Source organism: Parasphingopyxis sp. (assembly GCF_028279465.1).
Lineage (GTDB): Bacteria > Pseudomonadota > Alphaproteobacteria > Sphingomonadales > Sphingomonadaceae > Parasphingopyxis.
Window position 1 is genome coordinate 170153 of sequence record NZ_JANQNS010000014.1, and the last position, 22477, is coordinate 192629.

General features: G+C 63.0%; 25 protein-coding genes, 1 tRNA gene and 1 pseudogene. 17 read left to right on the forward strand and 10 right to left on the reverse strand.

Going from position 1 to position 22477, the window contains the following annotated elements; translation table 11 throughout:
- Position 1 precedes the first annotated feature (1 nt).
- The 6 genes and pseudogenes from Q0974_RS08935 to Q0974_RS08960 all read left to right on the forward strand — a co-directional run bounded on the left by Q0974_RS08935 (position 2) and on the right by Q0974_RS08960 (position 3485).
- Positions 2–409 (forward strand): hypothetical protein, encoded by a 408-nt coding sequence (locus Q0974_RS08935; protein ID WP_299326685.1) that lies wholly within the window; start codon positions 2–4, stop codon positions 407–409.
- Positions 410–812: 403 nt separating this feature from the next.
- Positions 813–1133 carry a hypothetical protein gene (locus tag Q0974_RS08940; protein WP_299326687.1) on the forward strand — a complete coding sequence of 107 codons (321 nt, stop codon included), beginning with the start codon at positions 813–815 and terminating at the stop codon, positions 1131–1133.
- Between the two features lie 56 nt (positions 1134–1189).
- A pseudogene (locus Q0974_RS08945) lies at positions 1190–1285 on the forward strand (hypothetical protein); the annotation flags it as partial.
- Between the two features lie 133 nt (positions 1286–1418).
- Positions 1419–1910, forward strand: coding sequence for a hypothetical protein (locus Q0974_RS08950; RefSeq protein ID WP_299326872.1), 492 nt, complete (start codon positions 1419–1421; stop codon positions 1908–1910).
- A gap of 91 nt (positions 1911–2001) precedes the next feature.
- Positions 2002–3003: a hypothetical protein gene (locus Q0974_RS08955; protein ID WP_299326689.1), complete on the forward strand. Its 1002-nt coding sequence runs from the start codon at positions 2002–2004 to the stop codon at positions 3001–3003.
- A complete protein-coding gene (locus Q0974_RS08960; protein ID WP_299326691.1) occupies positions 3000–3485 on the forward strand; it encodes a GNAT family N-acetyltransferase in 486 nt (161 codons plus the stop codon). The genes Q0974_RS08955 and Q0974_RS08960 overlap by 4 nt, the downstream gene beginning before the upstream one ends.
- A 262-nt stretch (positions 3486–3747) precedes the next feature.
- Here Q0974_RS08960 and grpE read toward each other — a convergent pair whose 3' ends face one another.
- Complete coding sequence (gene grpE, locus Q0974_RS08965) at positions 3748–4344, reverse strand: nucleotide exchange factor GrpE (protein ID WP_299326693.1); 597 nt, start codon at positions 4342–4344, stop codon at positions 3748–3750.
- A gap of 8 nt (positions 4345–4352) precedes the next feature.
- Positions 4353–5396 carry a heat-inducible transcriptional repressor HrcA gene (hrcA, locus tag Q0974_RS08970; protein WP_299326695.1) on the reverse strand — a complete coding sequence of 348 codons (1044 nt, stop codon included), beginning with the start codon at positions 5394–5396 and terminating at the stop codon, positions 4353–4355.
- A gap of 146 nt (positions 5397–5542) precedes the next feature.
- Here hrcA and Q0974_RS08975 point away from each other — a divergent pair, with 146 nt between their 5' ends.
- From Q0974_RS08975 to hemW, 5 genes are all read left to right on the forward strand, one after another.
- Positions 5543–5959 (forward strand): BlaI/MecI/CopY family transcriptional regulator, encoded by a 417-nt coding sequence (locus tag Q0974_RS08975; RefSeq protein WP_299326697.1) that lies wholly within the window; start codon positions 5543–5545, stop codon positions 5957–5959.
- On the forward strand, positions 5949–7886 hold the full coding sequence (locus Q0974_RS08980) for a M56 family metallopeptidase (RefSeq protein WP_299326699.1): 1938 nt from the start codon (positions 5949–5951) through the stop codon (positions 7884–7886). The genes Q0974_RS08975 and Q0974_RS08980 overlap by 11 nt, the downstream gene beginning before the upstream one ends.
- A 97-nt stretch (positions 7887–7983) precedes the next feature.
- Complete coding sequence (gene rph / locus Q0974_RS08985) at positions 7984–8697, forward strand: ribonuclease PH (RefSeq protein WP_299326702.1); 714 nt, start codon at positions 7984–7986, stop codon at positions 8695–8697.
- Positions 8694–9317 (forward strand): RdgB/HAM1 family non-canonical purine NTP pyrophosphatase, encoded by a 624-nt coding sequence (gene rdgB, locus Q0974_RS08990; RefSeq protein ID WP_299326704.1) that lies wholly within the window; start codon positions 8694–8696, stop codon positions 9315–9317. Before rph ends, rdgB begins: the two co-directional genes overlap by 4 nt.
- Positions 9318–9322: 5 nt before the next feature.
- Positions 9323–10456: a radical SAM family heme chaperone HemW gene (hemW, locus tag Q0974_RS08995; protein ID WP_299326706.1), complete on the forward strand. Its 1134-nt coding sequence runs from the start codon at positions 9323–9325 to the stop codon at positions 10454–10456.
- Here the strand turns inward: hemW and Q0974_RS09000 are convergent.
- Positions 10453–11574, reverse strand: a complete 1122-nt coding sequence (locus Q0974_RS09000; RefSeq protein WP_299326731.1) for a penicillin-binding protein activator — start codon at positions 11572–11574, stop codon at positions 10453–10455. The two genes, hemW and Q0974_RS09000, sit on opposite strands and share 4 nt — an antisense overlap.
- A 75-nt stretch (positions 11575–11649) precedes the next feature.
- Here Q0974_RS09000 and rsmI point away from each other — a divergent pair, with 75 nt between their 5' ends.
- From rsmI to gshB, 3 genes are all read left to right on the forward strand, one after another.
- Complete coding sequence (gene rsmI, locus Q0974_RS09005) at positions 11650–12489, forward strand: 16S rRNA (cytidine(1402)-2'-O)-methyltransferase (RefSeq protein WP_299326733.1); 840 nt, start codon at positions 11650–11652, stop codon at positions 12487–12489.
- Positions 12486–12836 carry a YraN family protein gene (locus Q0974_RS09010; RefSeq protein WP_299326735.1) on the forward strand — a complete coding sequence of 117 codons (351 nt, stop codon included), beginning with the start codon at positions 12486–12488 and terminating at the stop codon, positions 12834–12836. Before rsmI ends, Q0974_RS09010 begins: the two co-directional genes overlap by 4 nt.
- 332 nt (positions 12837–13168) lie before the next feature.
- Positions 13169–14113, forward strand: a complete 945-nt coding sequence (gene gshB, locus Q0974_RS09015; RefSeq protein WP_299326737.1) for a glutathione synthase — start codon at positions 13169–13171, stop codon at positions 14111–14113.
- On the opposite strand, the gene Q0974_RS09020 is transcribed toward gshB, so the two are convergent.
- The 3 genes from Q0974_RS09020 to Q0974_RS09030 are packed head-to-tail and all read right to left on the reverse strand — an operon-like array spanning position 14110 to position 16085.
- Positions 14110–14571, reverse strand: a complete 462-nt coding sequence (locus tag Q0974_RS09020; protein WP_299326739.1) for a hypothetical protein — start codon at positions 14569–14571, stop codon at positions 14110–14112. The genes gshB and Q0974_RS09020 overlap by 4 nt on opposite strands.
- Positions 14572–14586: 15 nt before the next feature.
- Positions 14587–15501: a tyrosine recombinase XerC gene (locus Q0974_RS09025; protein WP_299326867.1), complete on the reverse strand. Its 915-nt coding sequence runs from the start codon at positions 15499–15501 to the stop codon at positions 14587–14589.
- Positions 15501–16085 (reverse strand): DUF484 family protein, encoded by a 585-nt coding sequence (locus Q0974_RS09030; protein ID WP_299326741.1) that lies wholly within the window; start codon positions 16083–16085, stop codon positions 15501–15503. Before Q0974_RS09030 ends, Q0974_RS09025 begins: the two co-directional genes overlap by 1 nt.
- A 76-nt stretch (positions 16086–16161) precedes the next feature.
- Between Q0974_RS09030 and Q0974_RS09035 the strand changes: the two genes are divergently transcribed.
- On the forward strand, positions 16162–17079 hold the full coding sequence (locus Q0974_RS09035; RefSeq protein WP_299326743.1) for a hypothetical protein: 918 nt from the start codon (positions 16162–16164) through the stop codon (positions 17077–17079).
- Between the two features lie 7 nt (positions 17080–17086).
- On the opposite strand, the gene Q0974_RS09040 is transcribed toward Q0974_RS09035, so the two are convergent.
- Positions 17087–18442 (reverse strand): GntP family permease, encoded by a 1356-nt coding sequence (locus Q0974_RS09040; RefSeq protein WP_299326745.1) that lies wholly within the window; start codon positions 18440–18442, stop codon positions 17087–17089.
- 109 nt (positions 18443–18551) lie between these two features.
- On the opposite strand from Q0974_RS09040, the gene Q0974_RS09045 reads away from it, so the two are divergent.
- A complete protein-coding gene (locus Q0974_RS09045; RefSeq protein WP_299326747.1) occupies positions 18552–19748 on the forward strand; it encodes a thiolase family protein in 1197 nt (398 codons plus the stop codon).
- A gap of 193 nt (positions 19749–19941) precedes the next feature.
- On the opposite strand, the gene Q0974_RS09050 is transcribed toward Q0974_RS09045, so the two are convergent.
- Both Q0974_RS09050 and cpdR read right to left on the reverse strand, forming a co-directional pair.
- Positions 19942–20016 (reverse strand) — tRNA-Val (locus Q0974_RS09050).
- 86 nt (positions 20017–20102) lie between these two features.
- Positions 20103–20477: a cell cycle two-component system response regulator CpdR gene (cpdR, locus tag Q0974_RS09055; RefSeq protein ID WP_299326749.1), complete on the reverse strand. Its 375-nt coding sequence runs from the start codon at positions 20475–20477 to the stop codon at positions 20103–20105.
- A gap of 141 nt (positions 20478–20618) precedes the next feature.
- On the opposite strand from cpdR, the gene Q0974_RS09060 reads away from it, so the two are divergent.
- Positions 20619–21494, forward strand: coding sequence for an N-formylglutamate amidohydrolase (locus Q0974_RS09060; RefSeq protein ID WP_299326751.1), 876 nt, complete (start codon positions 20619–20621; stop codon positions 21492–21494).
- Between the two features lie 173 nt (positions 21495–21667).
- Here the strand turns inward: Q0974_RS09060 and Q0974_RS09065 are convergent, their stop codons facing one another.
- The gene (locus Q0974_RS09065) at positions 21668–22468 is read right to left on the reverse strand and encodes a SapC family protein (protein ID WP_299326753.1); all 801 of its coding nucleotides are present in this window, start codon (positions 22466–22468) and stop codon (positions 21668–21670) included.
- Positions 22469–22477: the final 9 nt, after the last annotated feature.

Sequence of the window (22477 nt, forward strand, 5' to 3'; positions counted from 1 at the left end):
AATGGAAGAGACGTACAAGGAGCTCAAAGCACAATGGTTAGCCGGGGATCGGGATCGCGAACGCAATCTCAATCTGATGTTTCTGGCCTGGTATCATTGGGCAGAACCCTCCTTCCTCACAGATTTTGAGGAAGATTCTCAGGCAGTGGGTCTGTGGAAAAGCATTTTTGCTCATTTCGGAGGTGATTCGTCCAACGATATCGAGTTTCTTTTTGCTGCCGGGATAATGGTAAATATTGCCTCGTACATGCTTGGAGATGAAGACGAGTGGATGCAGCGCGGCAAGGCAATGATTAGGCAAGCAATGAGCGTTCAGGAAGAGGCTCTACCGCTAAGCACGTTTGATAACAGAGGCGACTATGGCGACTACTTTGCGCACCAACTGCGTGGACATCTACGTCGAGGGTAATCGTTTCGGACAGGATTGTTTTGCAACTACGGAGATAGTTAAGCAAATCCCAAATCCGATTTCCCTCGCAAAATAGGAAACCCTCCCTCAGGATCATCCCTGCGAGCCCCAAGGCTCGCACAGGCTCTTTGACCCCGTCCACCCTCCCAACCGTTTCCGCTCGCCGCATCGGAAGGATGTTCCGCCTTTGAGGTGTGTGATCTTTGTGACTTTCCGAACGGCGTAGGAAATTAAATTGCGCGCGGAAGCAACGTTGTGTGTCCACTTTGTCAACCCTTCGACACCCGCCTGCGCGAGTGCAGGCACGCTCAGGACAGGCTTAAGCAGCAAGGCGCCCCGCCACCCCTGGCCCGTGTCAACCAGTGTCAACCGGAAACCGCCCCCTGACGCTACGGCATCGCGCTTGAACAATCGCATCGCGCGGCGTGACGATCGGGCACCGGGCGGCCCAACCCGCGCCCGGACCATAGAGACAGAAATGGAGCTTTCATCCTACGGCATGTCGCGGGAACGCGGCTATCTTTCCGACTTCGAAATCGACGCCATCGCGCTGCCGCCCGAATTCGACGCCATCGTCGACGCGGCAGATACCCTCTCCGCCATCCTTACTTCAGGCCGTCCGCGGTATCTGCTGGAACAGCTTCCGCAGCCCGACAGACCGGCTTTCTCGCCGAAGCCAGCGACGCGCAGACCCGGGTCGCGATGGTCCGTTACTCGTTCATGACGCAGGCCTATTGTCTGGGACGAGGAACCGGCTCGCAAAACTCGATCGTCCCAGCGATGGACGCGCTGTTCAACGTTAGCCACGAGAATGATCCGCTGCGCGAATATCTGGACGAGCTGCACGCCTATCGCCCGGTGCCGCATCGCAAGTTCATCGAAGATCTGGCCGCCGCAAGCAGCTTGCGCGCCTTCGCGACCAATGCGCCGAGCGCGTCTGACGGGTGCTCGCGAACGATATTGCCCCCCGGCAAAGGCAGGTCTAAGCCATTGCCGAGGGGGAATATCTATGAAGGTGTCGCGTATGGGCGTGCATGCGATGGCAGCCGCCGCTTTGCTTCTGTCCGCAGGCGCATTTGCGCAGAGACCCCCACCGCCGCCGCTGCCCGACATGCCCGCCACGCCGCAATATCCATCGACGCCTTATCCCAATTGCCGCAACGATTATCGCAACTATTCGGAAGCCTTTGCGCGCGCCGAGGCGACCAATCGCTGCACGCGCCGGATCGATGCCTATCACAACCAGGTGATGGCGCCCTTCGTCCGCACCATGCTGCGCCATCAGGAGCGGATTACCGAACTCTACGAATCGCAAGTGATGAATGATTTCGATTATACGCAGGAGCAGGCCGACGGCTTTTACGCGCAGATCATGCAGGAGCATGCAGACTCCAACCCGGACGGGCGGCATATGGCGCGCTATCAGGAGATGATCCGGCGCTATCGCGACGATCGCGCCTTTCTCCGGCGGACTTTCTGCCAGAATGCGGGCACCTGCTGAGAGCGGCGGGAAACGTGCCACCAGGCGTGATCCAGATCATTGCCCGCCGCATTGGTGGGGGCTAGTTTTCCCGCGAAAGATGAGGGAAGTGATGAAAACTGGTATCGCAACACGCATAGCGGCGATGATGACGATTATGGCCTGCGCGGTCATGCCGTACGGGGCTCAGGCGCAACGGTCCGCTCCGCCGCCATTGCCCGAAATCCCGGCAACGCCGGTGATGAGCGGGGTGACTTATCCCGATTGCCGCTACGATTATCGCCGCCATGTCGAGCCCTTCGAGATGGCCGACGAAACAACGCGATGCATTGAACGGCTCGACGCCTATCATGCCGAAGTGCTGGCCGATTTCCGGGTACGGATGATCGCGCATCAGGAGGCCATTTCCGCGCTCTATGAGGCGCAGGTGATGAACGATTTCGATTATACGCAGGAACAGGCCGACGGCTTTTTCGCGGCCATCACGCAGGAGCATGCGGATTCCAATCCCGACGGCCGGCACATGGCAACGCACCGGGAACTGGAAGCCCGCTATGCGGAGGACCGCGCATTCCTGCAGGAACGCTTCTGCCGCTATTCGGGCACCTGCGCCAACTATCAACGCACGGCCGAAACCGCTGAGCGGGACCGCGCGGACGGCACCGAACAGCGCGCCCGCCGCGAAGAAGCCCGCAATCGCGGGAATGCCTGCGATACGGGCCGTGCGGGCGGCGGCATTCTCGGCGGCATTCTCGGCGGCGTGATCGGAGAAGCCGCCGGCATCGGTGCGATCGGCGGCTTTATCGCCGGGCAGTTTACCGGTGTGCTCGTCGCCGAAATCGCCTGTCAGCTTCAACCGGAAGAGCAGGAGCGCATGGCCGAGGCCACCGAAACCGTGACCGAACAGGAAGAAGTCGGCGCCACGGCGGAATGGGTCAGCCCGACGCGCGCCGATGTCTCGGGATCCTCGACCGTCACGGCGATGACCTCCCAGCCAAATGGCGCGGCCTGCATGGACGTGACCGACGTCATCATCGTCGAAGGCGAGGAAACGCGGATCTCGAAGCGCATGTGCCGTGGCCCGGGAGAATCCCGCTACACGCTGGCGGCATGACGGTGCGCATCCGCGATTTCCAGCCGGACGACGCCCCCGCATTCGCCGCTCTCAACCTCGCCTGGATCGACGAGATTTTCGAGGTGGAACCATCCGATCGCGCGCAGCTCGAGGACCCGCAAAGCGCGATCATCGCCAAGGGCGGGCGTATCGCAATTGCCGAAATCGACGGGCGAGTCTGCGGATGCGGGGCCGTGCTGCCTGCCCATATCCAGCCGGTGCCGGACAAATATTATGTCGAGATCGTCAAAATGGCAGCCGCGGAGGATATGCGCGGCCGGGGCATCGGACGGGCCGTACTGGATCGGCTTATCGAAGACGCGAGAGAGATGGGCGCGGATGGCATCTGGCTCGAAACCAGCAACAAGCTCGCCGCCGCCCAGCACCTGTATCGCACATCGGGATTTCGCGATCTCGATGACGATGCGTTCTGGCCGACGCCCTATGGCCGCTGCAACGCGCAACTGGTTCTTGAGCTCTAGGGTTCGGATCCATTACCAATATCGCTTCGGTTTGAGGCGATTTGGCTCAGTGCAAGGCGGGGAGGCGATGGAATATGGGCATATTTCAAGCCTTTCCAACGCAGCAATGGGCCAAATCGGTCAAATCCCGAAGGGACGACAAAATGGCTTCCATCTCGAACGCAAATACACTTGGCAACAGAATGACTGTTCCCGGCGTGCATTTCCGCCCGATATGTTCGCCATTTTGACGCCGCAGCGACATTGGTAATGGATCCGAACCCTAGTCGGGCTTTTTGGCCACGCCGACCAGCGCAGGCCGCAACAGCCGGTCCTTGATCATGTAACCGCGCTGCATCTGCTGCACGATGATGCCGGGCTCGGCCTCATCGGTCGGGATTTCGACCATCGCCTGATGCCGGTTCGGATCGAGTTCTTCTCCCATCGCGTCGACCGGTTCGATGCCGTGTTTGGCGAATACGGTAAGCAATTCGCGGCCCGTTGCGTCGAGGCCGGCGACCAGCCCCTTGAACTTCTCGTCATCACGCAGTTCCTGCGGGATCGCTTCTAGTGCGCGTTCGAGATTGTCGGCGACGGAGAGAATATCGCGCGAAAAGCCGGTCGCGGCATAGGCGCTCGCATTCTGCTTCTCCTGTTCGAGACGGCGGCGCGTATTCTGCTCCTCGGCCTTTGCGTAGAGCACTTCCTGTTTCGCCGCGGCGAGTTCTTCTTCCAGTTCTGCAACGCGATCGGCGTCCGAAACCTGCTCGGCCTCGTCGCTCGTTTCGCCCGCGTCGCGCATGCTCTCGGGCACGCCGGCCAGTTCGGCCTCCGCCTCGTCCGACAGTGTTTCCGTGTTTTCGGTCTTTTCGCCGTCCATTTTTCTATTCAACTCACCAGTTTCGATAGGGTCTTTGCCGTGAAATCCACCATGGGAACGACTCGCGCATAGTTCAAGCGTGTGGGGCCGATAACACCCACAACGCCAACCACCTGCCCTTCCCCGTCATGATAGGGCGCGGCGATAACCGAAGACCCGGACAAAGCGAACAGCTTGTTCTCCGATCCGATGAAAATCTTTGTCGCGCGCGCGTCCCGCGCATGATCGAGCAACTGCGCGATTTCCTCCTTGCCCTCCAGCTCGCCGAGCAGATTGCGCACGCGATCGAGATCGGCCGCCGCCGTCTCGTCAAGCAGGTTCGCCTGACCGCGCACGATGAGCACAGGCCGATCCGCGCTATCCTGCGACCAGGTCGCCAGGCCCCGCGCGATCAGATCCTGCGCCGCCGCATCGAGCGCTGCCTTGCCGCGGCCGATCTCCTCCTGCAATCGCACGCGCGCCTGTTCGAGCGTGAGGCCGGACAGACGCTGGCTCATATAATTGGCAGCCTCGTTCAGCGTCGATGCCGGCATCGCATGCGGCAGATCGACAATCCGGTTCTCCACCGAACCGTCATTGCCGACGAGCACGGCGAGCGCCTGCCGCTCGGACAGCGGGACGAAACCGAACTGGTTAAGCACCGGCTCACGCTTCGTCACATGTACGATACCGGCACAGGCCGACAGGCCCGATAGCGCCGCCGTCGTATTGGCCACCGCCTCTTCGACCGGCCCGTCGCCATCGATCTCGGCCGCAATCGCCTGCTGCTCCGCAACGGTCAGCCGGCCGGCCTGCATCATCCCGTCGACGAACAGCCTGAGCCCGGTCTCCGTCGGCATGCGCCCGGCGCTCGTATGCGGCGCGGCGAGCAGGTCGAGTTCTTCGAGGTCCTGCATGACATTGCGGATCGATGCCGGCGAAAGGTTCAGGCCCGACATTTTCGAGATCGTCCGCGAACCCACCGGCGCGCCGTTTTCGAGATAGCTCTCGACGACGGTGCGGAACACGTCACGCGCGCGTTCGGACAGTTCGTTAACGGTCGGATTCGCCATGCCGGGGATGTAGAAACTCCGGCGCGCCTTCGCCAGCCCCGCCCGCGGATGCCGTTCGTCGTGTCTTATATGCAGTTGGTCGACAGCAAGGTCACGACACTTGCCGTAAATACCGGGCAGCGGTACAAGATCGCGCGAAAAGACCGATGCCCGAGAGCAAGACGCCCCTCCCCCCGCCTTCCGAGGCCGAAGCGGAGATTCTCCAGATTGTCTGGGAGCGTCAGCCTGTATCGGTGCGCACCGTGCACGAACAGATCAAGCTGGTTCGCGATGTTGGCTACACGACCGTGCTCAAACAATTGCAGCGCATGCTCGACAAGGGGCTTGTCGATCGCATTCCGGGCAAGGGCAAATCCTTCGATTATGTGGCGACGCAGCCGGCATCGGAAACGCGCACGACGCTGCTGAATCGGCTGGTGCGGACGGTTTTCGGTAATTCGAAGACCAGCCTCGTCATGCATGCGCTGGGCCGCGAAGACGTGTCCGCGGACGAAATAGAACAACTCAAGGCTTTCATCGCCGAACTGGAAGCCGAGCAGGGGAGAAATGAGGATGCCGATTGATCCGGGAGTAATGGTCGACAGCCTTGGCTGGGCCCTCTTGCACAGCATCTGGCAAATCGGCCTCGTCGCCGCCCTGGTCTGGGCCGCGCTCCGGATTACGCCGCGTCATCAGGCCCAGCTGCGCTTTCTGCTCGCCTATGGCGGGCTTGCCGCGACATTGCTGTTGTTTATCGGCACCTGGATCATCAGCTATCGGACGATCGGCGCGGTCGAGCCGCTCGCCATGGCCTATGCGCCGCCCGCCCAGGGCTGGGATGCGGTAATCGCGACGCTCGGTCAAACGACAGGCTTCATCTCGGCATTCTGGGCCCTGGGCTTTAGCTGGCTCGGCATCCGCTACCTGCAGGCCCTGCGCGCGACAAACCGACTGCGCCACGAGGGCACCGGGCCCGTCCCGGCCGAATGGGAAACGCGTTTCCGCCTTTGGGTCGAACGACTCGGCGCAGACGGCAGGGCCGCGATCCTCCAATCCTCGCGCATCACGACGCCGCTGACGATCGGAACGCTTAAGCCCGTCGTGCTCGTGCCCGCCGGCTTTTTCCTGCGCATGCCGATCGAACAGGCCGAAGCCGTGCTCGTGCACGAGATCGCCCATATCTGCCGCCAGGATTATCTGCTCGGCCTGATCCAGGCGCTGATCTGCAACATCTTCTTCTTCCATCCAGCGATCGCCTATCTCTCGCGTCAGATCGATATCGAACGCGAATATGCGTGCGACGCCCGTGTCGTCGCCGAAACCGGCAACGCCAACGCGCTGGCGCAGGGCCTTGGCAAGGTTGCGCTGGAAAGCCACGACATGCTGCCCGGCTTCGCGATGGCGGCCGATGGCAGCAAGACGCCGCTGATGAACCGCATCGCCCGGCTGCGCGAACGGCCTTTCCGCCGCGAGCATGGCACGACGATGCCCGCCGCATTGACGCTCGTGCTCGCCGGATGCCTGACGGTCGCAGCCACGGCCGACACGACCTTCTCTTCGGGCGAAAAAGACGGCGAAGACGCCAAAGACCCTGCCGCTGCGGCCGAAGAGCCCATGGCCGCTTCCGAAGGAGAAGCGGTCGCGGAAGTCGAGATCGTCGAAGAAAGCGCGCGTGAAGTCCATGCGTCGCGACCCGATCGCGCCAGAAGTGATGCCGCTCCGAAGGCTCACGCTCCGTCCGAGGATCGCTGGGCCTCCGCGAATACCGGAAGCTGGGCCTTCGAAATCGCGCCGAACTGGGCCGACGACTTCCGCGATTTCCGCCCCGAAGCCACCAAGAATCTCGGCGGCGCTTTCCGCCGCGCAGCCGTCGGCCATGACCGGAATTTCCTCGAAAACGCCGTCATCCGCGCCGCCATCTTCGAAACCGAGACCGAAATCGCCGAAGACGCGCATGACGAGCAGTGCGAAGACAAGGCCGAGATGATCGCCGAGCAACGCAGCCGTGAAGCCGCCCGCCGGGCAACGCGCATGGAACGCGCAGAAGCACAGCGCGATCGCGAAATCGCCCGGATGGAAGCACAGGCCGAGCGTGAGATTGCGCAGGTCGAGCGGGAAATGGCCCGCGCCGAACGCGAGATAGAGCGCGAGATGACGCGCGTGGAACGCGAAATGGCGCGCGTCGAACAGCAGATGGAGCAGAGCGAGCATGTGCGCTCGGCGAGTTTCCAGCGCGAAATGCAGCAGCTTACCGCGCGCATGTCGGTTCTGGGATCGGAACTGCAGAGCCGCCTCGAAAGCCATCGCGAACGCATCCAGCAGCGCGTGCAACGCGCACAGCGTGACAGGCAGCGCTATCGCTCCGTCACACCGCCGGCGCCTCCCGCTCCGCCCGAGCCCCCGGCACCAACGATCACGATCAGCTTCTATATCCAAGGTTCCGACAACGAGACGCCACGCCCAGCGCCGGTCCTCCGTCTCGCCGCAGCGACGACCGGCGACCCCGGCTAAGCCATAGCAGACAGTTCGCCCGCCCGGTTTCGGCTGGACGCACGCCCGCGCGGGCGATAGGGGCAGACCCGACACAATCCGCAAAGGACCTATGCCCATGCGCCCTTCCGGCCGCGCGCCCGATCAGATGCGGGCGATCACCATCGAACCCGGTTTCACCAAACATGCCGAAGGCTCCTGCCTGATCAGCTTCGGCGAAACCCGCGTGCTCTGCACGGCCAGCGTCGAGGACCGCGTCCCGCCCTGGATGCGCGGCAAGGGCAGCGGCTGGGTGACCGGCGAATATGGCATGCTGCCCCGCTCCACCCATACGCGTGGCAATCGCGAGGCGGCGCGGGGCAAGCAATCGGGCCGGACCCAGGAAATCCAGCGCCTGATCGGCCGCTCGCTGCGCGCCGTGACGGACCTCACGCTGCTCGGCGAGCGCCAGATTACTGTCGATTGCGACGTGATCCAGGCCGATGGCGGCACGCGCACGGCATCGATCTCGGGCGGCTGGGTCGCATTGCGGCTCGCGATCAACGTGCTGATCGCCGAGGGCAAGATCGAGCAGGACCCGATGAGCCAGAAGATCGCCGCGATATCCTGCGGCATCTATAAGGGCGAACCAGTCCTCGATCTCGATTATGCCGAGGACAGCAATGCGGGCGCCGACGCCAATTTCGTGCTGACCGGCGACGGCAACATCGCCGAGGCGCAATGCACGGCCGAGGGCGAAACCTATGATGAGGAAGCGCTTCTCCGTCTCCTCCGCCTGGCGCGGATCGGCTGCGACGAGATTTTCGCGGCGCAGGATGCCGCCATCTCGTGAGCCGCACGCTCGAACCCGGCAAGTTGCTGATCGCCAGCCACAATGCGGGTAAGGTACGCGAAATCGGGGAACTGGTGCGGCCGCACGGCATGGAGGTCGTCAGCGCCGCCGAACTCGATCTGCCCGAGCCCGAAGAGACCGGCACGACCTTCGCCGAGAATGCGCTGATCAAGGCGCATGCCGGTGCGGAGGGTTGCGGCATCGTTGCGCTGGCCGATGACAGCGGGCTGTGCGTGGAGGCGCTTGGCGGTGCCCCCGGCGTCTATACGGCGGACTGGGCCGAGGCCGACACGTTCGAAGGCGGTCCGGGGCGCGACTGGTATATGGCGATGGGCAAGGTCGAGGGGAAACTCTCCGAACTCGGGCCCGACACCGATCGCAGCGCCTATTTCGCCTGCACGCTGGCGCTCGCATGGCCGGACGGCCACAGCGAAATCTTCGAAGGACGCGCACCGGGCAGCCTCACTTGGCCACCGCGCGGCATTCTCGGTTTCGGCTACGATCCGGTGTTCGTGCCAGAGGGCCGCAATCAAACCTTCGCGGAAATCGACCCTGCCGAAAAGCATGCAATCAGCCACCGCGCCGACGCCTTCGCCAAGATGATGAAAGCGGTGTTCTGAGCGCAATGACCGGTCTGGCCCTCTATATCCATTGGCCGTTCTGCGTTTCCAAATGCCCTTACTGCGACTTTAACAGCCATGTCCGGGAAAGCGTCGATCAGGATGCATGGCGCACGGCGTTGCTCGCAGAAATGGCGTACGAGGCCGCGCTGACGGACGGCACAGAGCTAACATCGATCTTCTTCGGCGGCGGAACGCCTTCGCTGATGCCGCCCGAAACGGTCGCCGCGCTGATCGAGGCGGCCGAAACGCATTGGGGCTTCGCGCCCGATATCGAAATCACGCTCGAAGCCAACCCCTCGTCGGTCGAAGCCGCGCGTTTCGCCGATCTGGCGCGTGCCGGCGTCAACCGCGTTTCGCTCGGCCTGCAATCGCTCGACGACACGGCTCTGCGCTTTCTGGGTCGCGCGCACACGGTCGACGAGGGCCTAGCCGCGCTCGATACTGCGCAGTCGGTGTTCGCGCGGACGAGCTTCGATCTGATCTATGCGCTACCCGACCAGAGTGTCGCAGACTGGCAGTTCGAACTGGAGCGCGCCCTGGCTTTCGGAACCGAGCATCTCTCGCTCTATCAGCTCACCATCGAACCGGGCACGCGCTTCGCGACGTTAGCGGCCCAGGGCGCGCTGGGCGAAGCGGAACCCGACCACGGGGCAGCGCTGTACGAACGCACCCAAGACCTCACCGAGGCGGCGGGCATGCCGGCTTATGAGATTTCGAATCATGCCCGACCGGGCGCGGAAAGCCGGCACAATCTGACCTATTGGTGCTACGAACCCTATGCGGGGATCGGACCGGGTGCGCATGGCCGACGCGGCGGTATGGCGACGACCCGCCATAAGAAGCCCGAGAACTGGCTGTCCGCCGTCGATCGCAACGACCATGGGCTGCAGACCGAAACGGTCCTGCCTGACCATGAGCAGACGACCGAAATGCTGATGATGGGCCTGCGGCTTTCCGAAGGCGTTTCGCGCGACCGGATTCCCGCCAACAGACTCGATAGTGACGCAATCGCGCGCCTGACGGATCACGGATTGCTCGAACCCCGGACCGACCGCATTGTCGCTACGCCGACCGGACGGCTGGTTCTCAACAGCCTTCTCGCCGAGATCGTCGCCGACGAGCCCGTCGCGGCCTAGCCGCCAAAACCGCTCGGGGCCGGTGATACGACCGTAAAGCCGTTCGGCCGGATCTGCTGCACTTCCAGCGCGCGTTCAGCCACGCCATCGCTACCGAAGCGGAACGCGCCATCGACACCGGAGAACCCGCCCGCATCGCGCAATTCGCCGAGCGGGAATGGCCGCTCAATCGACCATTCGCGCGCGATCCGGACCACCAGCAGCGCCGCATCATAGCCGAGGCTCGACAGGCGATAGGGATCGGAATTGAAGCGCGAGCGGTACCGGTTGCTCAGCGTGTTGAACATCCGGTCGGACACGCTCGCGAATAGCGCGCCATGCATGGCGGGATCGCGCGCGAGGTCCGGCTGATTGTTCCACAATTCGGTGCCGAGGATTTGCGTGTCCGTCGCCCCGCGATCGCGTAGCATCTGCGCCGCTTCGCGCGCCGTCGATCCGCTATCGGCGATCAACACGGCATCGAACGGGCCCTCCCCGTTGAGCTGGGTCACGGCAAGCTGCAGTGAACGGCGCGACCGCTCATAGGTACGCGTGCCGATCATAGTACCACCGGCATCGCGGACCGCCCGTGCAAAGGCGGCCGATGCCCGCTGGCCATACAGACCTTCGGGAATGAGTGCGGCAAAGCGGCGTGCGCCCCGGCCCGCGGCATAACTGGTCACCCGCGCGATCGACTGGGTCGGCGTGAACCCCATTAGATAGGTCCCATTGCCCGCAACGCTCGTATCGTTGGAAAATGCGATGATGGGCACGCTCGCGCTGCGCGCCACCGGCGCGGTCGTGCGGACATTGTCGGCGAGCAGCGGGCCGAGGATCAGGCGGCTGCCATCGGCAAGCGCCTGGTTCGCCGCGGCTCGCGCGCCGCCGGCCCCTGCCGTGTTATATGTGGTGATGCGAACGCCTTCCCCGCCCGTATCGAGGATCGCCATGTTCGCGGCATTGGCGATCGACTGGCCGACGCCCGCATTGTTGCCCGATGTCGGCACGAGCAGCGCCACGCGGCGCAATCCGTCTTCGGGAATGCCCGTGGTGATTTCCGGCTGGGTCGGCGGAGGCGTTTCGTCCGGACGGCTGCCGCCGGGCAGGATCGCCTCGCAACCTGCGAGCGCGACTGCCATGAAGACGATGCAGAAGCGAGAAAGATACGACTGCCGTTGCCCCGGGTGCCGCTGTGATGCCATGACGAGAATCCTATGAACGATACGCTACCGCCTGGTCTTTACATCGTCGCCACCCCAATCGGCAACTTGCAAGATGTGTCCAAACGGCAGGAAATAACTTTGCGGGAAGCCGACATTATTGCGGCTGAAGATAGCCGGGTTACGGCCAAGCTGCTCAACCATCTGGGCATCAAGAAACGCATCACAGCTTATCATGATCATGTCGACGAGTCCGTCCGCGCCGGGCTCGTCGAAAAGCTTGGCGACAAGGCCATCGCGCTCGTCTCCGATGCGGGCACGCCGCTGATATCGGATCCCGGCTACAAGCTGGTGCGCGATGCGCGCGCGGCCGGTTATCTGGTGACGACAGTGCCCGGGCCCTGCGCTGCCATTGCCGCGCTGACTTTGGCCGGACTGCCGACCGATCGCTTCGTCTTCGCGGGATTTCTGCCGGCCAAGGCCAAGGCGCGGACCGACGCGATCCGCGAACTGGCTGCCATCCGCGCCACGCTGATCTTCTACGATTCCGGACCGCGGCTCGCCAAATCGCTGCAGGCCCTTTCGGCAGAACTGGGCGACCGCGAGGCGGCGGTTGCGCGCGAGATCAGCAAGGCCTTCGAAGAGTGCGTGACCGGGACATTGGACGAACTGGCGGCGCGCTATGCCGATGCGCCGCCCAAGGGCGAGATCGTGATCGTCGTCGGGCCGCCCGGTGAAGCCGATGCGGCGAGCGAGGCGGACATAGATGCTGCCCTGGCCGAAGCGCTTGAGCGATTGCCGCCCGGTAAAGCAGCGCGTGAAGTCGCCAAGGCGCTCCATTTGCCAAGCGAGGGGCTCTACGAACGCGCCATGGCCCTCAAGACCGGCGGATGAAGCGCCAGAAAGCCGAAAAAAGCGGTCGGCGCGGGGAAACGCGCGCGGCCTGGTTTCTGCGCCGCAAGGGCTATCGCATCCTCGCCCGGCGCGAACGGACCCCGCGCGGTGAGATCGATATCGTCGCGCGCCGCCGCAATCTCATCGTGTTCGTCGAGGTCAAAACGCGCGCAACGCCAGCCGAACTTGATTTCGCGATCGACGAGTATCGACTGGAGCGAGTCGCGGCGGCGGCGGAAATACTGGCGCCGAAATTTGCGCCCAATGGCGAGGATATCCGGATCGACGTGATCCTGATCGCCCCGCGCCACAAGCCGCGCCATATCGAGAATGCTTGGATGGGTTAGGGTTCGGACCCCGTACCAATTCCACTGCGGTTTGAGGCGATTTGGCTCAGTGCAAGGCGGGGAAGCGATGGAATATCGGCATATTTCAAGCCTTCCCAACGCAGCAATGGGTCAAATCGGTCAAATCCCGAAGGGACGACAAAATGGCTTCCATCTCGAACGGAAATCCACTTGGAAACAGAACCACTGTTCCCGGCGTGCATTTCCGCCCGATATGTTCGCCATTTTGACGCCGCAGCGGTATTGGTACGGGGTCCGAACCCTAAGCAGGATTTTATTGAAAGCGCGCCGGGCCGCGCTAAAGCCGGATACGCGCCGAACAGGAGACGCCGATGCCGCTCAATGTCGCGATCCAGATGGATCCCATGGAAAAGGTGAATATCGCCGGGGATTCGAGCTTCGCCATCATGCTCGCGGGGCAGGCGCGCGGACATCGGCTCTGGCACTATGATGTCGGCGCCCTCACCCATCATACAGACGGGCGGCTGACGGCGCGCGCACGTCCGGTCACGGTTCAGCGTGTCGAGGGCGATCATTACAGCTTCGGCGATTTCGAGACGATAGACCTGCGCGCCGATATCGATGTCGTGCTGATGCGGCAGGACCCGCCGTTCGACCTGTCCTACATTACCGCGACGCATCTGCTAGAGCGCATCCAGCCCGATACACTTGTGGTCAACGACCCCGCATCGGTGCGCAATGCACCCGAAAAACTGTTCGTGCTCGATTTCGCCGAGTTCATGCCACCGACGATGATCACGCGCAGCCTGGACGATACGCGCGCTTTCCAGCGCGAGCATGGCGCGATCGTCGTGAAGCCGCTCTACGGCAATGCCGGATCGGCGGTCTTCTTCGTCGGCGATGACGACAAAAATCTCGCCGCGCTGACCGAGTTGTTCGGCGATGTGTGGGTCGAACCCTTCATGGTGCAAGCCTTCCTCCCCGATGTCAGCGCGGGCGACAAGCGGATCATCCTCGTCGATGGCGAACCGACCGGCGGTGTCAATCGGCTGCCCAAGAAAGGTGAAATCCGCTCCAACTTCGCGGTCGGCGGATCGGGCGCGGCATCCGAACTTACCCCGCGCGAACTGGAAATCTGCGAGGCGCTCGGGCCGGAACTGAAGAAGCGCGGGCTGCTCTTCGTCGGGATCGATGTGATCGGCGGCTATCTGACCGAGATCAACGTGACCTCACCCACGGGCATCGTTTCGATCGACGCGTTCAACGGCACGGATACCGGCGGCAAAATCTGGGACGCGATCGAGGCGAAGCTCTAGTAGCGGAAATCGTTGGCGATCAGCTTTTTCCAGCGGCTTTGGCGGTGGCGGTAAAAGTCCCGCACGAACGGCTTGGCGACCCCACTCAGCAGACCGGCATCGAATTCCACACGATCGGTATATTTGGTGCGGCCATCATCCAGCGGCTCAACGAATATCCAGTGATCCCATTTGCGAAATAACCCGCCTCCGCCATTGTCGCGCAGGATACGCGTCTCGCCCTCGGGCGGCGGAAACTCGATACCGATGGTCTGCTGCCCCAGCGGCACGAAACCGAAACCGCGCATCGCAACCCGATACTCGCCTTCCGCCCACTCCTCGGGAAATTGCGGCGGGTCGACAGGGTCGAATGCGATTCGGCCGTGCGTGACATAGGTGAGCAGCTGCGACGTGCGAACCTCCTCCCAGACGCGATCCGCCGGGGTGTCAAAAATGGATGTCACCGTTACCGTCGGCATTGTTGCTCCGTGTGTTCAAGCCCGGGGATGGGCGTTGCGATAGACGTCGAGCAAATGGGCCGCATCGACGGACGTGTAAATCTGCGTCGAGCTGAGGCTGGCATGGCCGAGCAACTCCTGCAACGAACGCAAGTCCGCACCACGCGCCAGCAGATGCGTTGCGAAGCTGTGGCGTAAGGCATGCGGCGTCGTGCGACCGGACAGGCCAAGCCGCGCCCGCGCTCCGCGCACTGCCCGCCGCACGATATCGCTGCCGAGCGGGCCGCCGCGCGCGCCGCGAAACAGTGGATCGCTTGGCTCGATCGCATAGGGGCAGAGTTTTACATAGTCCTCGATCGCTTCGCGGACCTTGTCGAGCAGCGGCACGACGCGCGTCTTGTCGCGCTTGCCGGTCACGGACAGCGTCTCGCCGAGCGGCAGCACCGCGCCTGTAAGCCCCAGCGCCTCGCCAACACGCAGTCCCGCGCCATAAAGCAATAGCAACACCGCCCAGTCGCGCGCAGCGATCCAGGGCTCGTCGGCCTGCGCCGCGACATCTTCGGCGAGTGCCACGGCCTCATCAGGAGATACCGGGCGCGGTACGCCGGGCTTGAGCTTCGGCCCCTTGATCCGCGGAATGTCGGCCTGCTCCCCTGACCTTTGGGCCGCAAAGGCAAGAAAACCGCGCAACGCCGAAAGCTCCCGCGCCGTCGAGCGGTTCGTCAGTCCATCCTGCCGTCGGTCCGCGAGAAAAGCGCGCAAATCGGCGACGTCCAGTTGCCGCAACGTTGCGCCCGTCACCGCTTCGCCCCGATGCTTGCCAAGAAACGCGATCAGCCGATGCGCTGAGGCCGTGTAGGCCCGGATCGTATGCGGAGAGCGGCGGCGGTCGCGGCCGAGATGCGCCGCCCAGTCTTCAGCCAGCGCAGTCGCCGGATGATCGTCGGGGATCAGGGCAGCAGCCACCGGCCCAATAGTCGCGCGAGGCTGTCGCCGAGAAAGCCCAGCAGCTCCGCGCCCTCATGCGTTTCCATATTCTGGCTCTCGCGTTGTCCGAGCGCCAACAGGCCCGAAGGCAGCGGCGCGTCGTTGACGATCCGCACGAGCGCCTCGGCCCGCACGAATTCGGAAGCCGGACCCAGCAACGGATGTCCCTTATCGCAATCGCGCAGCACGACCCCGTCGATATCGGCGGCTGCCTTTTCGATCAGGCGCCGCTCGACAAATTGCATACCAGCGATATCGGCGCGAATGCCTGTATCGCCGACATAAAGGGCGAGACTGACCGCATCGACGCCGAGAATATCGGGCCATTGCTGGGTGACGATATGCAGCAGATGGTCGAGCCCGTCAGCCTCGATCGCCGCCAGAACGGCGCTATGGATCGCCGCCGTCGCGCCCGAATGGCCGCGCGCAAAGGCGAGCAGATCGCGATTATCCTCTTCGGCCTGCGCCACGCGGCGCTGCAATTGCGCGACCGCACCGGTTTCAAAGTCGATCACCGTCCCCATGGCCACGGATTCTATCGCAAACATGGTTAAGAAGATATGAGTTTTTCACGGGCGGATAGCGCCGCCTTTCGGAACGCGCAGCGCTGCGATACATATGCGCATGGAGGGGAATATCATGCGGATCGGCTTTTTTGGCAAAGGCCTCGCATTGGCTCTGGCGTGCGGCGCGATCGCACCGGCCGCCCATGCGGAATTTCTCGTCACCCGGTCTTCGGGCGAAATCGCGCGTGAATATCCGCAGGGCATCCGAATACCGGTGGACAGCGTGTTGGAACTGGTCGCCGGCGATCGCGTGACATTGCTCACCAATATAGGCACGCGGCGCTTTGATGGGCCGGGCCGCTTCGTTGTCGCCGACCTGCCGAGCCTCGCCGAAAATTTCTTCTGGTTGCTGGGCCGCCAGACGGAACGGCCCCGGGTCGCCGTCGCGCGTATGGAAATCGGGCCACCAGCGCCCGATATCCTGCGCTCCTTCGCCTATCTGTGGCGGATCGACCTGAACCAATCGGCCGATATTTGCTACGCCTTCGAGGGCCTAATCGAGACGCAGTTACGCAGCTATCAGATCGAAGGCCTGCGCGCCGTCACGTTCCGGCGTGAGCGGGACGATGCGGTTTCGGTGTTCCGCTACGACGCAGATATGGACGGACTGGTCAACGACCGGGGCTGGCTGCAAGGCTGGCCGGTCGGGCTGGGCATAGAACCGGGTGACCGGTTCCGGATCGAATTTGCGACCAACGCGCCGTCGGAAAGGCCCGAGACCGTCACCCTCACCTTCCATCAGCTCGATATCGATCCGTTCGAGGGTATCGATCCGACGCTCGAGCGGTCCGCCTTCGTCCGTCAGGTCATCGAAAAGCTGAGCGCGATCGAAGGTCAACTCGAGGCGCGCGGTTGTACCGGTCAGCGCGCAATGACCCGCCAGACGCTCGACCGTTATCGGGAGGAACTGGCCAATCCTGACTATTATGGCCCGCCCGTGCCGCCCGGACCGGAGCCCGAGCCCCCATCGAAATAGATACCGATCAGAAGATCGCGAACAGCGCGAGCGCGACCACCAATCCGATCAGCGGCACGATCACCGTCAGCGCGCCCACAGCGCCATAGGCGGCGGCATGGGTTTCACCGCAGATCGCGCGGATTGTTGTCACGACATAGCCGTTATGCGGCAGGCTATCGAGCGCGCCCGAGGCGATGGCGACCGTGCGGTGGAGTTCGTCGGCGCTGGCCCCGGCATCGAGATAATGCGGCGCGATCAGCGGCAGCGCGATGGTCTGGCCGCCGGATGCCGAGCCGGTCAGCCCGGCAATCACCGTCACCGCAATGGCCGCGCCGATCAGCGGGTCGCCGGGCAGATTCTGGACGAGCACGAGCGCTTCCTGAAAGGCAGGAGAGAGCGCCGCGACTGCACCGAAACCCACCACCGCGCAGGTATTGGTAATCGCGACGACCGCACCCGTCGCACCCTTCGAAAAGGCTTCTGGCATCTTCGCTTTGCTCCGGAAACCGACCAGCAGGGCGACGATCGTTCCCGCGCCGAGCGCCGCGACGAGCGCCCATTTGTCGAGCGAATCCGCCGGCATGATCGCGGACAGCGGCCCCAGGCGCTGCGGGTATTGGAAGATCAGAAATACGCCGAGCACGGCGACCAGCGGCAGGAGGCAGAGAAACGGATTGGGCAGCACCCGGTCATCCTCGATTACATCGTCGCTATCGCGTCCCTCGAAAGTCTCCCCGCGCGCCACTGCGCGTTTCACCATCCATTGCAGCCAGACAAAGCCGAGCACCGCCATCAGGATCGCCACGACGAGGCTCACCTCCCACGCCGCATAAGCCGTCGTGCCAAGATATTGCATGGGAATAAGGTTTTGGATTTCCGGCGAGCCCGCGCTCGTCATGGTGAAGGTGACGGAGCCGAAGCAGAGCGCCGCCGGAATGAAGCGGCGCGGGAGATTGGCCTCGCGGAACAGCCCGACCGCAAGCGAATAGACCGAAAAGGCGACAATAAAGACGCTCACCCCGCCATAGGTGAGCAGCGCGCAGGCTGCGACAACGGCAAGCACAGCATGTTTGATCCCGATCTTCTCGATGATCCAGTGCGCGACGCTGGCGGCGGCGCCGGAGGCGCCCATCACCTCGCCGAAGATCGCACCCAACAGGAACATGAAGAACCAGTCGGCGAAAAAGCGGGTGAAGCCGGCCATATAGCTGGTCGCAAAATCGGGGGCATCAGTCTCAGCCAGCGGCGGCAGCCAGGCGATTCCGCTGGTTGCGGCGACGATGGCAGCGGCAACCGGACCGGCGATCAGGATATTCACCCCGCGCACCGTCATCCAGATGAGCAGCGCCAATGCGCCTATCAGGCCGATCGTGCTGATCATCGCATCTCCTTCCCTCGCGCTTTGCGTCTAGCCGCGCAGCCGTGACCGTCAATGGCCCGTGCTTTTCGAAACGCCATGGCCTAGGAGCGTCCGGCAAAGGAGAAGTGCCATGCGTGAAGCCGCTATCGTCTCGACCGCCCGTACGCCGATCGGCAAAGCCTATCGCGGTGCGTTCAACGCCACCGAGGCCCCGGTGCTCGGTGCCCATGTCGTCAATGCCGCAATCGAACGGGCCGGTATCGATCCCGAACGGATCGACGATTTCTTCTTCGGCGCGGGCAACCAATGGGGCACACAGGGCGGTAATCTGGGGCGCATGACGCTGTTCGCGGCTGGCCTGCCCAATAGCGTCCCGGCCTTCACGCTCGATCGGAAATGCGGTTCAGGGCTCACCGCCGTCGCGCTCGCCGCCCGCGCCATCATCTGCGACGAAATGGATGTCGCCATGGCCGGCGGCATGGAGAGCATCACCCATACCGTTACCAAGGATGCCCCGCGCTATGTAAACGAATCCGTCGTCGAAAATGTGCCGCACGCCTATATGCCGATGATAGAAACGGCCGAGATCGTTGCCGAACGCTATGGCATCAGCCGCGAGGCTCAGGACGCGTTCGGCGCGATGAGCCAGCAACGCGCCGTCGAAGCGACCGAGGCCGGGCGGCTCGACGCCGAGATCGTGCCGATCACGGTAGAGAAACAGCTTTACGAAAAGGACGGCAGCAAGGCGGGCACCGAAACGGTCACGCTCGACCGCGACGAGGGCCTACGTCCGGGCACAACGGCCGAGGCGCTGACCGGGCTCAAGACCGTCTGGTCGGACGGCGCGGTCATCAAGGAAGGCCAGCACATCACCGCCGGCAATGCGAGTCAGCTCTCCGACGGCGCTTCGGCGCAGATACTGATGGATCGCGCCACGGCGGAGGCCGAGGGCAAGGATATTCTCGGCATCTATCGCGGTTTCCAGGTGGCGGGATGCGATCCGGAGGAAATGGGTATCGGCCCGGTCTTCGCGATTCCGAAGCTGCTGGAGCGTACAGGTGTGACGATGGACGAAATCGGCCTGTTCGAGATCAACGAGGCGTTCGCCAGCCAGTGCCTCTATTGCCGCGATACGCTGGGCATCGATCGGGAAAAGCTCAACGTCGATGGCGGCGCGATCGCCATCGGCCATCCCTTCGGCATGACGGGCAGCCGCCTTGTCGGCCATGCGCTGATCGAGGGCCGGCGGCGCGGGGTCCGCTATGTCGTCGTATCAATGTGTACGGCCGGCGGCATGGGCGCGGCCGGTCTTTTCGAGATTGTGTGACGTACGTCACAGAGCGAATCGCGCGGGTCGCCGATAGCTGTTTGCGGCGGTAGCGACACTCCAAAGCACCATCGCCAAGGCCATCATGGTTCATCCGGTTTTATGCGACCCGGCCGGACACCATGATGGCCGTTTTTCCGTTAAACCGGAAAACTGCCTGACCCGGCAGCTTTTTGTTGATTTTCAGGAAAAATGGTGGGCACGGCTGGGATTGAACCAGCGACCCCTGCGATGTCAACACAGTGCTCTACCACTGAGCTACGCGCCCACGCGAACGGGCTATTTAGTAGAGCGGCCCGCCATGCGCAACTGCTGATTTACACGATTGGGAGCCGGCGTACGCGCGCCCGGCAACTACAGTCCCGATGCATCCCCGACTTCGAACATGCGGTCCACTTCAAGAACCAGATCGCGCAGATGGAATGGCTTGGACAGGACTTTGGCGTTTGGCGGTGTCTTGCCGTTCTTGAGCGCAACGGCGGCGAAACCCGTAATGAACATGACGCGCATATCAGGCGCGATCTTTCCGGCTTCCTGCGCCAGTTCGATCCCGTCCATGCCCGGCATGACGATATCGGTCAGCAACAGGTCATATTTTTCCTTTTCCAGCATGGGCATCGCGGAAAGCCCGGAATCGGCGGCATCCACCGCATAGCCGGTCCGTTCGAGCGCGCGCTTCAGATATTCGCGCATCGATGTGTCGTCCTCTGCCAAAAGGATACGGATCATCTTGGTCCCATCGCCTGTCTGCACGCCAACCCCCTGGCGCTCTCTTGCGACCACTATAGGGCACAGGCCTTAAAAATTTCCAGCCTCGCGCCAAATTTATGCCGCTTGCCTTCGCACCGGGCCCGCAATAGGCCTGAAATCATGGAAAAAGGCGGTTCCACAAGCAATTATCTCTGCCGGTACGGGCCGGACGAGATCGAATCGCCAGTAATCCTGTCCGTCCCGCATGCCGGGCGCCTCTATCCCGGTTCGCTGATCGAACAGAGCCGGATTGCACAGGCCGATTTGCAAACGCTCGAAGACCGGCATGTCGACAGCCTCGTCGCGCCGCTGGCGGACGATGGATTCACGCTGGTCGTCGGCACCGCCGCGCGCGCCTGGATCGACCTCAATCGTTCCGAGCGCGAGATCGATCCCGCCATGATCCGGCCGCGCCCGGCGCGCGCCGCTACAGAACTGACCGCCAAGGTGCGCGGCGGGCTTGGCCTGGTGCCGAGACGGCTGGCCGGACATGGCGACATCTATCGCCAGCCGATCGCGCAGTCCGACCTTTCCGAGCGCATCGCCCGGGCTCACCGGCCTTATCACATGCTCATTTCGGACTTGCTGGATGCCGCGCGTCGGCGCTTCGGCATCGCCGTTCTGCTCGATTGCCACTCTATGCCGCCGCTCCGCCCGGCACGCGGCACGGCCCCAGCCCAAATCGTGATCGGTGACCGAAACGGGCGGAGTGCGGCGCCCTCCTTCGCGGCACGCGCCGTCGACATCGCCCGTCGGGCCGGCCTCCGGACGACGATCAATACGCCTTATGCCGGCGGGCATATCCTGGCGCGCCACGGCAAACCCGAACGCGACATTCACGGCCTTCAGCTGGAAATTTGCCGCTCGCTCTACCTCGATCCGGCGCATGACGGGCTGGGGCCGGAGTTCGAACGGATCGCCGATACGGTCCGGGCGATCGCGCGCGGGCTAGCTGAGGAAGCGCTTTCCCCGCCTCAGTCTCTGGCGGCCGAATAAAAAACCGCCCCGCGCGAATTGCGCGAGGCGGCCAGGTTCAGGGAGGGGACGCATCAGGGATGCGCCCGCACAAAGCTGCGAAAGGGGGGCACGCAGCGATGTGCCCTATTAAGATATTAACAGCCCGTAACAGTTTCAAGCGGCAACTGACAACCGCATGAAAAGAAACGCATTTAGCTTTCCGGCATGCCTTGCGGGACATTCGCGTCCGGCTGCGGCGGAACCTTGCCCTGCTGAAGCTGCATCGCGAAAATATCGCGGACGAGCTGAAGCGACATCATATGCGCGTAGATCAGCGCCATCATGCCATTCTGCACCCATTTGCGCGCCTGATCGCCGCGTATTTCCTTGAGCTTCTCTTCGTTCACCATCTGGAAGCCGCGATAGACGAACGGCTTGTCGGAATTCGGCGTATCGATCGCCACTTCGCCTTCCATCAGCAACTCGGCCTCAACAAGCTCGTTGACGAAAGCGACCGTACGATGACCGGACGTTTCGACCTGCTCGCAAAACTGCAAAAGGCTTTTCGTCGTTTCGGTCGCTTCGGCGCCGTCGAAGAGCGCTTCACCCTCGTCATATTCGCCAACGATATCGGTCGTCGGATCGAAGCAGAGAGACAGTTCTTCGGAATCTTCGCGCAGCCGGGCGAGCAGGAACGGATAGCGCCGCGCATAGGCCGGCATGTAAACCGGATTGCCGGCCAACTCGCCTTCTTCGTTGAGGAACACATTCACGCCCTGGTTGAGACCCATCAGCGCGAGCGGCACCGCATTGTCGCCCGAGGAGAACACGATCGGCATATGGCGCTGCACCATGACGAATTCGTCGATCGTCACCGGCACCGCGTGCGTATCGGCGAGGAACGGCATTTTCGGCCGGACCTGCAGCTTGTATTCCGCATGCTGCTGGCTCGAAAGCGGAATGACGTCATTATACAATAGCGGGAAATTCTGCTGCGGGGCAGCGCTGGCCATGAAAAGTCT

Bases quoted from the DNA above. Each gene is read 5' to 3' on its own strand.
- Q0974_RS08935 (WP_299326685.1), top strand. From the start codon at position 2: ATGGAAGAGACGTACAAGGAGCTCAAAGCACAATGGTTAGCCGGGGAT.
- Q0974_RS08950 (WP_299326872.1), top strand. From the start codon at position 1,419: ATGAAGGTGTCGCGTATGGGCGTGCATGCGATGGCAGCCGCCGCTTTG.
- Q0974_RS08955 (WP_299326689.1), top strand. From the start codon at position 2,002: ATGAAAACTGGTATCGCAACACGCATAGCGGCGATGATGACGATTATG.
- Q0974_RS08960 (WP_299326691.1), top strand. From the start codon at position 3,000: ATGACGGTGCGCATCCGCGATTTCCAGCCGGACGACGCCCCCGCATTC.
- grpE (WP_299326693.1), bottom strand. From the start codon at position 4,344: ATGGACGGCGAAAAGACCGAAAACACGGAAACACTGTCGGACGAGGCG.
- hrcA (WP_299326695.1), bottom strand. From the start codon at position 5,396: ATGGCGAATCCGACCGTTAACGAACTGTCCGAACGCGCGCGTGACGTG.
- Q0974_RS08975 (WP_299326697.1), top strand. From the start codon at position 5,543: ATGCCCGAGAGCAAGACGCCCCTCCCCCCGCCTTCCGAGGCCGAAGCG.
- Q0974_RS08980 (WP_299326699.1), top strand. From the start codon at position 5,949: ATGCCGATTGATCCGGGAGTAATGGTCGACAGCCTTGGCTGGGCCCTC.
- rph (WP_299326702.1), top strand. From the start codon at position 7,984: ATGCGCCCTTCCGGCCGCGCGCCCGATCAGATGCGGGCGATCACCATC.
- hemW (WP_299326706.1), top strand. From the start codon at position 9,323: ATGACCGGTCTGGCCCTCTATATCCATTGGCCGTTCTGCGTTTCCAAA.
- Q0974_RS09000 (WP_299326731.1), bottom strand. From the start codon at position 11,574: ATGGCAGTCGCGCTCGCAGGTTGCGAGGCGATCCTGCCCGGCGGCAGC.
- rsmI (WP_299326733.1), top strand. From the start codon at position 11,650: ATGAACGATACGCTACCGCCTGGTCTTTACATCGTCGCCACCCCAATC.
- Q0974_RS09010 (WP_299326735.1), top strand. From the start codon at position 12,486: ATGAAGCGCCAGAAAGCCGAAAAAAGCGGTCGGCGCGGGGAAACGCGC.
- gshB (WP_299326737.1), top strand. From the start codon at position 13,169: ATGCCGCTCAATGTCGCGATCCAGATGGATCCCATGGAAAAGGTGAAT.
- Q0974_RS09020 (WP_299326739.1), bottom strand. From the start codon at position 14,571: ATGCCGACGGTAACGGTGACATCCATTTTTGACACCCCGGCGGATCGC.
- Q0974_RS09030 (WP_299326741.1), bottom strand. From the start codon at position 16,085: ATGTTTGCGATAGAATCCGTGGCCATGGGGACGGTGATCGACTTTGAA.
- Q0974_RS09035 (WP_299326743.1), top strand. From the start codon at position 16,162: ATGGAGGGGAATATCATGCGGATCGGCTTTTTTGGCAAAGGCCTCGCA.
- Q0974_RS09040 (WP_299326745.1), bottom strand. From the start codon at position 18,442: ATGATCAGCACGATCGGCCTGATAGGCGCATTGGCGCTGCTCATCTGG.
- Q0974_RS09045 (WP_299326747.1), top strand. From the start codon at position 18,552: ATGCGTGAAGCCGCTATCGTCTCGACCGCCCGTACGCCGATCGGCAAA.
- cpdR (WP_299326749.1), bottom strand. From the start codon at position 20,477: ATGATCCGTATCCTTTTGGCAGAGGACGACACATCGATGCGCGAATAT.
- Q0974_RS09060 (WP_299326751.1), top strand. From the start codon at position 20,619: ATGGAAAAAGGCGGTTCCACAAGCAATTATCTCTGCCGGTACGGGCCG.
- Q0974_RS09065 (WP_299326753.1), bottom strand. From the start codon at position 22,468: ATGGCCAGCGCTGCCCCGCAGCAGAATTTCCCGCTATTGTATAATGAC.